The following is a 13,620-nucleotide window of genomic DNA, read 5'->3' as shown; positions in this document are numbered from 1 at the left end:
ATGAAAAAGTTACGACTTTTGTATTTACCGATTGAAGATAAAGAAGGTGATCAACCCGCAAGGCGCAAGATATTTTCAGATATGGTAAACGAAGGGCGGCTTGAGGCTCTGGAAATATTTTCTTACGTAATTTACGGCCGGGAAAATGGTTGGAAATTAATGTGTGAGAAAATATATGAATTGGCACGAGACTTTCAAGCGGATGCAATATATTGGCAAGGAGTTTGGTACGGCGGTCCGCTAGACGAAGAAATGCTGCGTAAAATGAGAGAGTTGCCAGCAAAGCCAGCAATATGTAATGAAAATGGTGATCCATTTGGAAACTTTTGGGTAGTTCCGTATCCAAAATCGCTTCTAGCGCAGGTTAAATATACTGATGTTTGTTTTAACCAGGGCTTAGGCCGAATGGCCGAGTACCTTACGGCGAAAGGCGCCAAACATGTCTATCTCCTACCTGCGGCCTATGATCATGTTAGTTTCAACCAGCCGATTAGCAATCAGCAAGAAAAGGAAAACGATCTGGTTATGATTGCAAACAGATGGAAATCAAGAAGACCATTTGCGTCTGCACCAGGCGCAAAAAACAGACCGATATTAATAAAATTGTTGGAAGAAGAGTTTGGTAATAAATTCGCATTATATGGGAGAGGATGGGAAAAATTTTCTTGTTCAAAAGGGCCAATTGGCTTTTTTCAACAAATTGAAGCATACAATAATTCTAAAGTAGCGATAGGTATTCCTCAGTTTAGCGACATTGAATATTACGATTCTAATAGGCCGTTTAATACAATAGCTACTGGCATACCATATGTTTCCGGATATTCTCCAAAATTTGAGCAGATTTTGAAAGATGGAGAGCATTGCCATTATTTTAAAACCCCTAATGAAGCGGTTGATAAAGTAAAGTGGTTGCTGTCAATGCCGGATCAACAAAGAATGGCGCTTGGCCGGAATGCAGCCGAGTATGTGCGAAAGAATCACACGCAGCGGCATAGGATGGAAATACTTATTTCAACATTAGAAGGGGTTTGGGCGCATAAACATCTCAATGCGCCTTTTCCTGAACCAAGAACAGATTTTTTAGCAAAAAACTATGATGTTTTTAATCAAAGTAATTAATAAACTTAAATATCACTATTGGCAAATTGCTGGGAAAGTTTTATGTAAAATTCATGGGGTCAACATTGGTGAAGAATGTGAGTTTTATGGTTTACCGATTATTGTACGCTATCCAGGATCGAAAATAACTCTCGGTAACCGTGTTGTTTTGTGCTCCCATCCTAGGTTTACGGATTTAGGAGTTAATCATCCTGTTATTATAAGAACTTTAAGAGCAAATGCTGAAATATATATAGATTCTGATGCAGGGTTAAGCGGTACAGTAATTTGTGCTGCTAAGGCAGTAAAAATTGGTAAGGAAGTATTAATAGGCGCCAATGTTTCAATATTCGATACTGATTTTCATTCAAAGGAGCCTATTAACAGAAGGCATTGTAATGATCCAGATAAAATCCCCGCTCTACCAGTAATTATAGAAAATAATGTATTCATTGGAACTGGTGTAATAATATGCAAAGGTGTGACTGTCGGAGAAAATAGTATTATAGGCACAGGCTCAATAGTGGTTAAAGATGTGCCACCATCAAAAATATACGCAGGTAATCCAGCAAGAGAAATATCACATGTCTGATAATCCAAAAGTACTCTTTGTTCAGCATTCTGGGGCTAACGGTGGAGCGCCGATGAGTTTGTTCTATTTATTAGAGTATGTCAGACAACATTATTCGGTCATTGTGTATTTTACTGAATACGGTCCTGCGGTAGATTTTTACGAGAAAAATGGAATTAAATGTGTGGTGGATCATGTTTTAGGAAAGCTACCCCATTGCACAATAGAAAATCAAGAATTAAATCCTTTTTGTTTTAAGTTTTATCATGATTTGAAGCCATATTTTAAGCATTATGTTAAGTTGATTCCTACCTATTATAGAATGCGAAGCATATTAAGTGAAGAAAAGCCTGATATTGTGCATTTGAACTCATCGGTCTTGATAGCCGAAGGATTGGCAACAAAGTCGCTTGGGATTCCCCTAGTTTGGCATATGCGAGATTTTTTGGAATATGGCAATTTCAAAATACGGTACAGATTTTTAAGGAAAATAATTTCTAGATGCAGCGATGTGGTAATTGGACTGTGCGAATCGGAAATCAATAGAATTTCGCCAGAAAAAAAGGCTTTAGTAATTCCAAACTTTATAAGTTTTAATAAATTTGATTATGAAAATGTTCTTCCAGTTAATTTGCGTAGCACTTTAGGTGTGTCGTCTGAAACAAAAGTTATTGCCATTCTAGGTTGGAATACTCCCGCCAAAGGAGCGCTCACGCTGATGAAGGCGTTTGCGGAAATCAGCAAAAAGTTTCCTAACAGTGTTTTGGTGTATTTTGGTGAAGGTCAACAACAGGTAAATAAAAGTAAGATTAAGAGTTTATTGCGGCTATTGGTCGGGAAGAAGAATTTAAGACTAGAGCTACAAAAAATTATTGATGCATATGGCTTGCAAAACAGGGTGTTCTTTCCTGGAATTATTTTTGATATTGCGGGTTATATTGCTGAGGTGGACATTATTGCTGCTCCTTTTACTGAGCCGCATTTCGCTCGCCCTATACTAGAAGCAGGAGCGATGAAAACTGTAGTAATTACAAGTGACATTGATGGTACCAGAGAGATGGTGTTAAACGGTCAAGCAGGTTATCTAGCCAAACCTGGCGATGTAGAAGAATGGTCTAGGCAGCTTGATTTAGCTCTTTCCTCCGACAATAAAGATAAAATAGAAGCAATGTATGTCAATACACAGCGCACATATAATTCAGAGGTAAATGCAAAGAACACTATTGCAGTATATCGCAGTATTTTGGCGAATTCAGTTAATTTATGATAAATAGCTTTCGATTTAAAAGCCTGACATTATTTGTATTTTGTCTATATCTTTTCTGGGGCTTTTTTGGTGTTGATATAACCATTAATGGCGATGCTTTAAGATTTCCCTTACACAGAGCCTACATTCTGCTGACCTTGCTCATTTTTTGTTTTAACATCAAAGAGTTTTTCGAATGTTCAATGAAAAACAGCCTCTTGATGATCTTGATCTTTTACATGTTTATAACTGCGGCATGGTCAAGCAGACCAGTCGATACGTTTAGATTTGTTGTGTTTTTGTTTTCATCGCTGGCTATTTGCATTTTGGTAGCGTTGGCCTATAGAGACAATCAGTTAAGGCTGATTAGATGGGTTTTTTGGTTGTGCTTTGTTTTGATAATTTGCTCTATTGTAGCAGCGTTACAATTTCCACAATACGGTATAAATTCAACAGATTTCGGAACAAGTCGATGGATAGGCATTACTGAGCACCCAAATAAACTGGGCGGACTGTCACTCGCGTGTATATGGCTGGCAATTAACCTTTATTATCTTAGTTCAAGCAAGTTAGAAAAAATTGTGGCACTTTTTAGTATTTTTGCTGCTTTTTACACAGTTATTCATGCGGATAGCATGACGAGTATTCTTGCTTCAATACTTGCAGTCTGTTATACCTCGTATTGGTATTTGTTAAGCACAAAAAGTTCAGCAGTAAAAATAGTTATATTTACAGTAGCTTTTTTAGGCAGCTTAATTATCACAACTGTCTACATGAGTACCTCGGAAATCGTAAGTCAAACGCTTGCGTTAAGTGGAAGAGATACATCACTAACGGGACGAACATTGCTATGGGCAAACGGACTTGATGCATTAATAGATCACCCGATTATTGGTTCTGGTTTTGATGATCTTGAAGGCTTGACCAAAAAATATCATATACTAATGTCGCATCTACATAACGGGTATATAGAGATATTGGTAAAAGGTGGTTTAGTAGCAGGTGTGCTTGTGTTTTTAATATTGATGGGTGTTTTTATTAAGCAAATGGCGTTGAAAAGACTTGGTAATTCTAGTTTTGTTATATGCCATACGGGTTTTGTTTCAATATTAATGCATAATATGGCTGAGTCATCCTTATTTAAAGGTTTTAACAGCTTAAGTATTATTTTTATTTTTATTATGGTTTATACCAGTGTCGCTTATTATGATGCGCTGGGAAAGAACTTGATTTCTAAGTCTTTTTAATTTTCATTAAATAATATGGTAATCTGGATCTGTATCCCTGTTTTTAATCGTGTTGATTTTACCATGCAGTGTTTGGCTTCATTAGTAAAACAAGATTACAAAGATTATAAAATTGTCATTTGTGATCATGGTTCTACCGATGGAACTTCTGAGCGAATTCAGGCCGAGTACCCAGAGGTTGTTTTGCTCAGTGCAGACAGTAGTCTTTGGTGGACTGGTGCTATAAATGTTTGTGTACGGTATGTGCTTGCGCATGCAGGGAATAATGATCAGCTATTAACTCTAAATAACGATACTGAGTTACCGACAGATTATTTGCGGCAATTAATTAAGTGTGGTGAAAAGTATCGTAATAGTATTGTTACCTCTGTTATTCACGACATTAAAACCGGCGAACTTTTTGATATTGGTTACCGGCAAAACTGGCTATTTGCTACAGCTGTGGCAGTCGACTTTGAGCATAATCACATAACTAATGATAGCGATGTTGTCGAAGTTACCCATGCCTCTGGCAGAGGTACGCTATTTCCCATTGAAGTATTTCAAAAGATAGGTCTATATGACGAAAAGCGTCTGCCACATTATGCGGCTGATTACGATCTGTCTTTCAAGGCTGTTAGAGCTGGATTTAAAATTTATGTTAGTAAAAAATGTCGCGTATTTTCCCATGTTGAAGCCACGGGTTTGACTACGGTTTTGTCTCATTTTTCCATGAGAAATATGCTGAATTACTTTTCAGGGATGCGCTCCCCGGCTAATTTAAAAGCAAGGTTTTGGTACGGATGGAACAATTGCCCAAGAATGATTTTTCCTGTTTATTTTGTTATTGACCTTGTGCGAATTACTGGTAGTTATTATCGGCACTTTATTATGAGAGGCTGAATGATATGAAGCATAGTTTCTAGTTATGGTCACGCAAAGACAAGCGCGCAAGGTCGATTCGCTGCAGGCTATCAGAGCATTTGCTGCTCTCGCAGTGATGCTGTTTCATGGCACGGAAATGTTAAGTGAGCGGTTAGGCTACTTATTTGTTAGTAATGTATTCGTTGCTGGGTTTTCTGGTGTAGATATATTTTTTGTATTAAGTGGATTTATTATTTTCTACACTTCCAGTTCTGGAATTGATTTTTATAGGTTTATACAAAAGCGATTTATTAGAATATATCCAATATATTGGCTTGTTACCATGCTTTTAGTGGGTTGGTTCTTTGCGTCTCCGTCCCCGGAACAATCCTATAAAGGTGATCTAAGGGTGATCTTGGGGTCTCTTTCATTATTTCCTCAAAAGCAATATGTTATGGGCGTGGCCTGGACGCTAACTTACGAGGTGATCTTCTACCTTGTCTTCGCTTTTACTTATTTTAAAAGCCCAGTTTATTTATTTTTTACGTTTCTTATTTGGATAGCTGTGATTTTTAGCTGTAATTTGTTCAATATTAAATCCGGATATTTGGCTATTGATATGCTTGTAAATCCAATTATTCTAAATTTTGCGCTTGGCTGTTTAATAGCCTATGCATATAAAAGACATTCAATATACAAGAATGCTGTATGGTTTTTTTGGTTTGGTGTTTTTTTATTTGCATTAACTTGGGCATATTATTATTATTTAAAATTAGCGGATTCAACGGTCTTTGAAGGTGAAATGGCGCGGGTCTATCTGTTTGGAGTGCCTGCTGCTATTTTGATATTTGGAGCCCTTCATATTTCTGCTTCGGTACCTAGAGTACTTGTTTACTTAGGTGACGCATCGTATTCACTCTACTTATTGCATGGCACTGTATTATCAATGTTAATCAAGCTTGTTATTAAGCTAAATTGTGGCGCAATTTTTAGTAACTTTAGCGGTGCAGTTTTTTTGTTTGTATGCACCGTATTGATCAGTTGTTGTTTTTACAGTTTAGTTGAAAGAAATCTTTTGCGGTTTCTGAATGGATTATTGTTGAGGCCTACTATAGCAATTTATAAAATTTAATAGGTTTTTCTGTCCTATTCTTACAGGCGCTGTGTTTTGATTTTTGGCTAAATTCTCTGTAACAGTTTTACCGGCTGTCTTTCGCCTATCATAGGAAAAGTGGTATTCTAAGATGGAAGTTAAATTTGTTATTCTGGTGTCTATTTATTTTATTACTAATTATTAACACGCTAAATAGATAAGGACAGTTCGCTAGATACGTTTTTTTTGCAATCAGTTAGTGCTTTCATATGGTTAATATTTCGGGAATATTGGAAACGTAGAAGAGTTGGTGTGATAATTTTTTTTGGATCATTGATCTGGTTGCTTGCAGTGTTTAGTGTTGTTTTGAACTAGCAATTCTTTAGTTAATTGCTTTGCTATATTAATTTCTAGCGCAGTTTTTCTTGAATTATAGGATTGTTAAATATGAAAAACAAAAACAGTTATGCATTTAGCGCTGAGCTGGTATACGCGAGAACAACAATAAATACTATTTATTGTCCGGTCTGTGGGTTTAAAGAAGGGAGGCTTCTTTATACCATCACCGCGGATGAAGCGGCTCAGCATTTTGTGCTGAAAGAAGTCGATCCTGCTCGTAATTTAAAACTTGCTAATCATATTGCCGATTTATGGCGACAATACACTTGCGATTATGTTGAATGTGACTCCTGCGGATTTGTTTTTGCCTATCCATTCGTAGGTGGGGACTTTTCTTTTTATGCACTCGCTTATGATCGTTCGGGTTACCCAAAATGGAAATGGGAATATCAAAAAACAGCAGATGCTATTTCTATAATTTCTTCTCGCAAAGAGGAATATTCTCTTAGGCTCCTTGAAATCGGTGCTGGTGATGGTGCATTTGTTAGGAGGATTTCACCCAAAGTTGTTGCCAAAGAAGATATCCTCTGTTTGGAGTTTTCCGAATATGGACGCAATCGTATTTTAGAATACGGAATTGAATGCCTGAGTGTAGACATTAGAACTTTAAAGCCTTCCTCGCTTGATAAGCTATTTGATATTATTTGTATGTTTCAAGTATTGGAGCACATGGATCGTCTTGAGGAGCTTTTCAATACCCTTAACCGTATTAGTAGTAATTACTCACATCTGTTCGTGACTGTTCCGAATAATGAACAGATTGAATTCAACGAAATTAGTGGCTGTTTACTCGACATGCCTCCTAACCATATAAGCCGTTGGAATCGACAGGTTTTTGAAAAAATTGGGATTTCGTTCGGGTGGACTGTTTTAGAGTATCAGGTCGAACCCATAAATACAGCGGATACACTCAAACAACAAATAGCCTATCGGTATTTGAAGCGCAGTCAGGATTCTTCTTCTATAGCCAATCTGATTGAGCGGATACGCTATGAAAGAATTCGTAAACTTTTACGTATTGTTTGTGCTGGGGTTTATGCGCTGGGAAGAATAAACATTCTTTTTAAGGCTGTGTCAAAAAATAAGCGGGGGGATTCGCAATGGGTTCATTTTCAGAAACTTTAACGAATTGAAGTTGACAAAAGTCTTTAATTATTTATGGAACAATACTAATGAAAACGGACATAAATGCAGTCATTGTAACGAATGTGCCGGCGCCTTATCGTGTTCCCGTATGGCGTAAAGTTGCTCAGGCAGAAGGGATAAGTCTTTCGCTTATCTTTTGTGCGCCTCCTCATATTGATACCGTTCTTGATACTTCTGATTATGGTTTTGTCTCGTATTTTTTGACAGGCCGCTATCAAGCCATGGAGCGGCGCTTTATGCATTGTGACCCGGGGGTCTGGTCTTTGCTTAATCAATTACGACCTGATGTCGTAATAACTACAGGTTATATTCCGACCTTTTTGTTTTCTTTTGCATGGGCTATTGCTCACGGAGTCCCCCATGTAGTCATGACGGATGGCACCGCTAAATCAGAGCTGTCGCTTTCTTGGTTACATCGTTTGGTACGCCGTATTGTTTTTAAGTTTAGTAGCGCATTTATTGGGGCTTGTGATGGCAGCAGATCCTTGTTCAGGCAGTACGGGGTACTCGAAAGTCGTATCTATAAATCGTGTTTATGTGCGGACAACGAGCGTTTTTCTATTCCTTTATCAACAGCACCTAAAGATTTTATTTATTGTGGGAGATTTGTCTCACATAAGCGTCCAATATTTGCTCTTCAAGTGGCGCGTGAAACTGCGATACGGCTGGGGCGCAAAACTTCAATTGATTTTGTGGGTAGCGGAGATATGGAAGCTGAAATGCGTGCCTATGCCGGCAATATTTCCGAATACGTTGATTGTCATTTTTTGGGATATGCAACTCAAACGGAATTACCCAAACTGTATGCCGATGCCAAGATATTTCTATTTCCTTCCGAATGGGATCCTTGGGGTGTGGTTGCTAACGAAGCCTGTGCTTCTGGATTGCCTGTGATAGTCTCGCCGCATGCTGGTGTAGCAGGAGAATTGGTTGCAGATAACGAAAATGGTTTTATCAGAGAGTTGGATGTAGAGCTATGGGCTGAGGCGGCAGTAACTTTGCTTAGCGACCGAGCTTTGTATGGTCGTTTTTCTGAAAACTGTCGGCTTAGAGTCGCTGAATATAGCTTCGATAATTCGGCACTAGGTATTACCGATGCAATAATGCAGGCTTATCATGAGCATTAAGGATTGATTTGACTATGACTAGAGCAATCGTGATAGCCACAATTATGCGGCCGGAGGGAGACACTGGGGTGCAGACGCATTTTCGTGCTTACTTGGACTATCTGCATTTAAGAAATCAGCCTAGCGAATTAATTACTCCATACAATGCGGCTCTTTGGCAGGTTTACCCAGTATTTGCGGTACGAAAACTATTGATTGGGGTGTTCAGTGTGTGGTGGTATCGCTATTGGCATGCGCACTTCTTAAAGCAAGCCCTACGATCATATTTGCAGTCCGGTAAGGATTGCGTCATATATGCCCAATGTCCGCTGTCCGCTGAGGCTGCACTGAGTGCAAGAGTATCTGAAAATCAGCGTGTGGCGATGGTTACCCACTTTAATATTTCTCAAGCGGACGAATGGGTGGGCAAAGGCTTGATTGAGAAAGATGGCTACCTTTATCGATCGATTCAACGTTTTGAGTCGAGCGTTTTACCACGAGTCGACGGCTTAGTGTTCGTTTCCAAATTTATTAAGGGTGAGCTTATTAATCGCATCCCCGATATTGAGAAAGTGGCTTCTGCTGTGGTTCCCAATTTTTTGCCTGACCCTGGCTTACCTGATGAAAGTGACGCCGTTGCCGATCTAATAAGTATTGGTACCCTGGAAACACGTAAGAATCAACAATACCTTTTGGATATTGTTGCGGCACTACGAGAGATGGGACAACCTCTGACACTGACAATAGTGGGAGATGGCCCAGATAGAGTGATGTTGGAGGCAAAAGCGCGTGCATTAAAAGTTGATGACTTGGTTCGGTTTGTGGGATTTGTTAATAACGCCGCACAACAAATTGCATTACATAGGGCATGCATTCATGTTGCCACGATTGAAAATTTACCGATTACATTGATCGAGTCTATGGCGAGGGGGCGTCCAGTTTTTGCTGCTCCAGTTGGCGGTGTTTTAGAAATATTGGGTGATGAAGTGGGAGGATTAGCCCTACCGCTAAATGATGCTCATGCTGCCGCCCGAATAGTTGCTACGGCTCTGGGAAATCGGGAATGGATGTTGGTAACTGGTTCAGCAGCTAGAAAACGGTTTGTCGAAGAATATGCTAGCGATTTCGCCGCAAAAAAGCTGACAGCTTTTCTTGAGAGCATTTAGCGAAGAATCATTGCTATTAATCGTCTCTATTCAAAGCTTGATTACTAGTTGTTTGTCTAACTCTTTTGTAATGACCTTGTCAATTAAAGTGCTTCCCCCTTTTTGTAGCTTATCTCGAATATTTAATGAAAATCTTGAGCGTTCATAACCATTATCAACACGCTGGCGGAGAAGATAGTGTTGTTGCTGCTGAGCTTAAATTACTGGTCGACCAAGGGCACGAGGTAATGTTATGGAGTGTCGATAATAAGGATTTGCCCTTGAGTTTGATGGGAAAATTCAAAACAGCCTTGGCTACCAATTATTCTGTTACCGGGCGTGAGAAAGTTCGTGATTTATTACGCAGTTTTAAACCTGATGTGGTTCATGTTCATAATTTTTTTCCGCAACTTAGCCCGTCCATTTATGACGCTTGTATTGACGAAGGCATTCCTGTAGTACAAACATTACATAACTACCGTTTGATTTGCCCAGGGGCTTTACTTATGCGTGATGGAGGGATTTGCGAACAATGTGTGGTCGGTTCGCCATATCAGGCAGTGCTTTATAGTTGTTATCGCGGCTCAAAATTAGGCAGCCTGGTTGTTGCGCATATGGTAGATAAACATCGTAAACAAGGTACCTGGCAGCATAAGGTGGATCGTTTTGTCGCGCTGACTAACTTTGCCAGGGAAAAATTTATCGAGGCGGGTTTTCCCGCAGATAAAATCAGCATTAAACCTAACTTTGTCGCCGAATCCAAGGCCGTCATCCGCGAAGTTCAAGGTCCGTCATATGCCTTATTCGTAGGGAGGCTTAGCCTTGAAAAGGGTATTAATACACTGATTGAATCTTGGCGACTACTTAATGGGGCTGTTCCGTTAAAAATTGCTGGGAGTGGGGAACTTGCCAATCAACTAAGTGGGATAAACTCAGTCGAGTACTTGGGGTTTCAGTCTGCGGAAGATGTTGATGCGCTAATGAGGCAAGCCAAATTTTTGGTAATGCCTTCAGAATGGTATGAAGGTTTTCCGATGGTATTAGTAGAAGCGTTCTCACGCGGATTGCCGGTGCTGGCTTCCAGGCTAGGCGGCATGGCGGAAATTATCGAGGATGGTGTAACTGGACTGCTGTTTGAGCCCGGCAATGCGCACGAACTTGCAGAAAAGGCGCGGTGGTTAATGAATCATCCTGATGAATGTATCCGGATGGGCAGTAATGCTCGAGAGACTTATTTAAAAAGGTATACACCGGAGATCAATTATCAGCAGTTGAAGGCCATTTACCTGGCGGCAATGGCCTAGCAGAGATTTTAGCAATCTAACGTAATTGGAGTTTGCTATGTTGTCTGGTCTAAAATCGGCGCGCTATTTGATTAATCCAATATCTGACGGGATCATCTGAAATCCAATTTGCTTGACTGGTGATTGTGCGCAAAATGTAGCTCTGTTTCCAGTGATTGTGACGCATGGGTCAACATTGAGACTGCCGTGCTCTATACCTTCACCAACCCACTCCTGCCAAGGAGCGCCTGCTCGCTTTTTCAAGCGGTCAAGTACATCGTAATCGACATTGAATTGCCCTGTAGTATTCCATGCGAGATTGTCGGACAGTGTGTTGCTTTGTTCTGGTAGCCAATACCTCAGGGTTGTCCCTCCAAGTTTATTGGAGATGATTACATTACGTCTAATTTTATTGCCTTCGGGCCAGTTTTCGTGAGCCATTGGTTGTGCGAGTTCCGGGTATTTGTTCCGCCAAATCTGACTTTGGTAAGGCACCGCTTTTAAGCGTTTTTTGTTTTCTTCCCAATTGTAAGACGGCCAGCGATTATCAACCAATATTGCATATTGTTCGGTATTGAATAGATTGTTTTCAATATTATTATCGCGGCCACCCCCTAATTGGATCGCCATTTCACCAGCATTATTGAAAATATTGCCCATTATAGTAAAGCCGCTGATGGCATCATCCAGATAAACACCTCTGGCGCCATGCGCAGAATATTTGAAAAAATTTTTTGAGAGATCGACGCTTTCCAGTCCGTAGCCAAAGATATTATGAATACTGTTATTACGGATGATATTGCCACGTTGAGTCCAATCTTTGCCCATGTAAATGGCGCCGCAATCGGATGACTGATCGCAGACATGACTTACTTCATTTTTTTCGAGTAAATGGTCGTTGCCGTCAAGAATGATGCCGGTACCTGCCGCATATTCGACCATATTATGTTTCGCGCTGCCACCTACACCTCCCAGTCGAATTGCCGGAGAGTAAGTCAAAATAGTGGTGCCGAAATGATGAATGTGGTTATTAATTGCTAGGTTATTGGATGATTGTAAGGTATTTCTGTTTCCACCTGTTAATAGAATACCTCCTTCACCGGTTTCGTAGATTTGGCTGTTGGCAATAATAATATTGTTGCTGTCTACAGCTTCTATTGCTCTAGCACCGACATTATTAACTTCAAGTTTGTTAAGAGTTATGTCACTTGAGTTAGATATGCTGATGGCAGTTTCCGTGCTGTGCCGAAATATTAGGTTATGAAAGCTAATATTTTTTGCCGCCTTAAGCGATACAAGTTTTTGTAATGAAGAGACTATAATATTTTCAGGAATAACTTTGTCGGGTGGGATGAATAATATTCTTGCTTTTGGTTTGTCATAAAACCATTCGCCACTACTGTTTAATTCCGATAGGATGTTTTGTAGGTAAAATCGTCGGCCACTGGCTAATGGAAAGGTAGTTTCGGCCGACAAGGTTATCTGGTTGCTATTTTGATCAATTGCTAATACTGGTAAATATTGATCATACCAGTCATTGCTGGCAAAGATATGTATCTGGGCTCGACTAACTTCATTTTGTAGGAGGGGGAGTTGCTCGAAACTACTGAATTTTGTTTTCTCATCCATAGGTATTTTGATATGTGCCCAGCCAGAGTCTGGCCAACGAGCAAGTTGCAGTCTGTGTTGGTTTACAAACAACTCAAAACCTGGAATGCTGCCCTTTTTCCGGTTTGTATCAGAGTACTTAATATCATCTAAAGCTAAGTTAGCAGTAGGGCAATTCCAGATTTTATTTTCACCCTCAGTGCAAGTTTGTAAAGTTATACCGCCGCTTATCTCTACGGCTCCATTTTCGCCCTGCCAACGAATTTCGCGGTCAGCAAAGCCAGAGTCACGTATATCAAACTCTAATATTCTTTGTAACGTATATGTGCCGGGTTGAATATGGACTGTCACCGATTCATTAAACTGGCCATTTTTTTTCAAATCTCTAATGGCTTGTTGTGCGCGATAAAGAGTCTGAAAAGGGCCGGAAGTTGAAGTTGCGTCTAGAGATAATCCACTAGATTGATCATTTCCTGATGGGGCAACATAGTAGTCGAGAGCCATTGAAGTGGTTGAAAAACATATCAATGCAATAATAGAAAATGATTTATTTATCATTATGAGATTACTCGATAAAGTGATGGGTAAGTATGAGGTATTATATTTTCTGAGGCCATAAAAATATTATTTATATTTATGGGGCTTGTTGGTGTTAAGTCGATGTCCGGTGGGTTGATAAAAATAGTCGAATGGTTTTTATTATGTAATGGTTGTATGCATGATTGGAGGAAAAGATATGTCGTGCCAATAAGCGGGGGGGTAGAAATTAATTAAAATCTATTAAATATCACATATGATAATTCCACAAAAGCGCTTGTTAAAGCGCTTAAGGGAA

The 13,620-nt window shown here is 39.6% G+C and carries 11 protein-coding genes; 10 read left to right on the top strand and 1 reads right to left on the bottom strand.

The features are described 5' to 3' along the window. The 10 genes from A1332_RS11900 (at window position 1) to A1332_RS11855 (ending at window position 11,198) form a co-directional block, all read left to right on the top strand. Window positions 1-1,119, top strand: a complete 1,119-nt coding sequence (locus A1332_RS11900) for a glycosyltransferase (protein ID WP_064008703.1) — start codon at window positions 1-3, stop codon at window positions 1,117-1,119. Beyond that, window positions 1,094-1,690: an acyltransferase gene (locus A1332_RS11895; protein ID WP_082879665.1), complete on the top strand. Its 597-nt coding sequence runs from the start codon at window positions 1,094-1,096 to the stop codon at window positions 1,688-1,690. The genes A1332_RS11900 and A1332_RS11895 overlap by 26 nt, the downstream gene beginning before the upstream one ends. Continuing rightward, window positions 1,683-2,936 (top strand): glycosyltransferase family 4 protein, encoded by a 1,254-nt coding sequence (locus tag A1332_RS11890; RefSeq protein WP_064008702.1) that lies wholly within the window; start codon window positions 1,683-1,685, stop codon window positions 2,934-2,936. The genes A1332_RS11895 and A1332_RS11890 overlap by 8 nt, the downstream gene beginning before the upstream one ends. Then, entirely contained in the window at window positions 2,933-4,162 is a 1,230-nt protein-coding gene (locus A1332_RS11885) for an O-antigen ligase family protein (protein WP_064008701.1), read from the top strand. Before A1332_RS11890 ends, A1332_RS11885 begins: the two co-directional genes overlap by 4 nt. 15 nt (window positions 4,163-4,177) lie before the next feature. Beyond that, on the top strand, window positions 4,178-5,044 hold the full coding sequence (locus A1332_RS11880; protein ID WP_082879663.1) for a glycosyltransferase family 2 protein: 867 nt from the start codon (window positions 4,178-4,180) through the stop codon (window positions 5,042-5,044). A gap of 25 nt (window positions 5,045-5,069) precedes the next feature. Next, window positions 5,070-6,137, top strand: coding sequence for an acyltransferase family protein (locus A1332_RS11875; RefSeq protein ID WP_064008699.1), 1,068 nt, complete (start codon window positions 5,070-5,072; stop codon window positions 6,135-6,137). A 408-nt stretch (window positions 6,138-6,545) separates the two neighbouring features. After that, window positions 6,546-7,622, top strand: coding sequence for a class I SAM-dependent methyltransferase (locus A1332_RS11870; protein ID WP_064008698.1), 1,077 nt, complete (start codon window positions 6,546-6,548; stop codon window positions 7,620-7,622). Window positions 7,623-7,669: 47 nt separating this feature from the next. Beyond that, window positions 7,670-8,770 carry a glycosyltransferase family 4 protein gene (locus tag A1332_RS11865; RefSeq protein WP_064008697.1) on the top strand — a complete coding sequence of 367 codons (1,101 nt, stop codon included), beginning with the start codon at window positions 7,670-7,672 and terminating at the stop codon, window positions 8,768-8,770. 14 nt (window positions 8,771-8,784) lie between these two features. Continuing rightward, complete coding sequence (locus tag A1332_RS11860; protein WP_064008696.1) at window positions 8,785-9,915, top strand: glycosyltransferase family 4 protein; 1,131 nt, start codon at window positions 8,785-8,787, stop codon at window positions 9,913-9,915. Between the two features lie 125 nt (window positions 9,916-10,040). Further along, complete coding sequence (locus A1332_RS11855) at window positions 10,041-11,198, top strand: glycosyltransferase (RefSeq protein WP_064008695.1); 1,158 nt, start codon at window positions 10,041-10,043, stop codon at window positions 11,196-11,198. A gap of 63 nt (window positions 11,199-11,261) precedes the next feature. Here A1332_RS11855 and A1332_RS11850 read toward each other — a convergent pair whose 3' ends face one another. After that, entirely contained in the window at window positions 11,262-13,343 is a 2,082-nt protein-coding gene (locus A1332_RS11850; RefSeq protein ID WP_082879662.1) for a right-handed parallel beta-helix repeat-containing protein, read from the bottom strand. Window positions 13,344-13,620 lie beyond the last annotated feature (277 nt).

It is taken from the genome of Methylomonas methanica (assembly GCF_001644035.1).
Taxonomy (GTDB): domain Bacteria; phylum Pseudomonadota; class Gammaproteobacteria; order Methylococcales; family Methylomonadaceae; genus Methylomonas; species Methylomonas methanica_A.
Note: the sequence above shows the minus strand (reverse complement) of the source record. Positions and strands in the feature narration are given on the sequence as shown.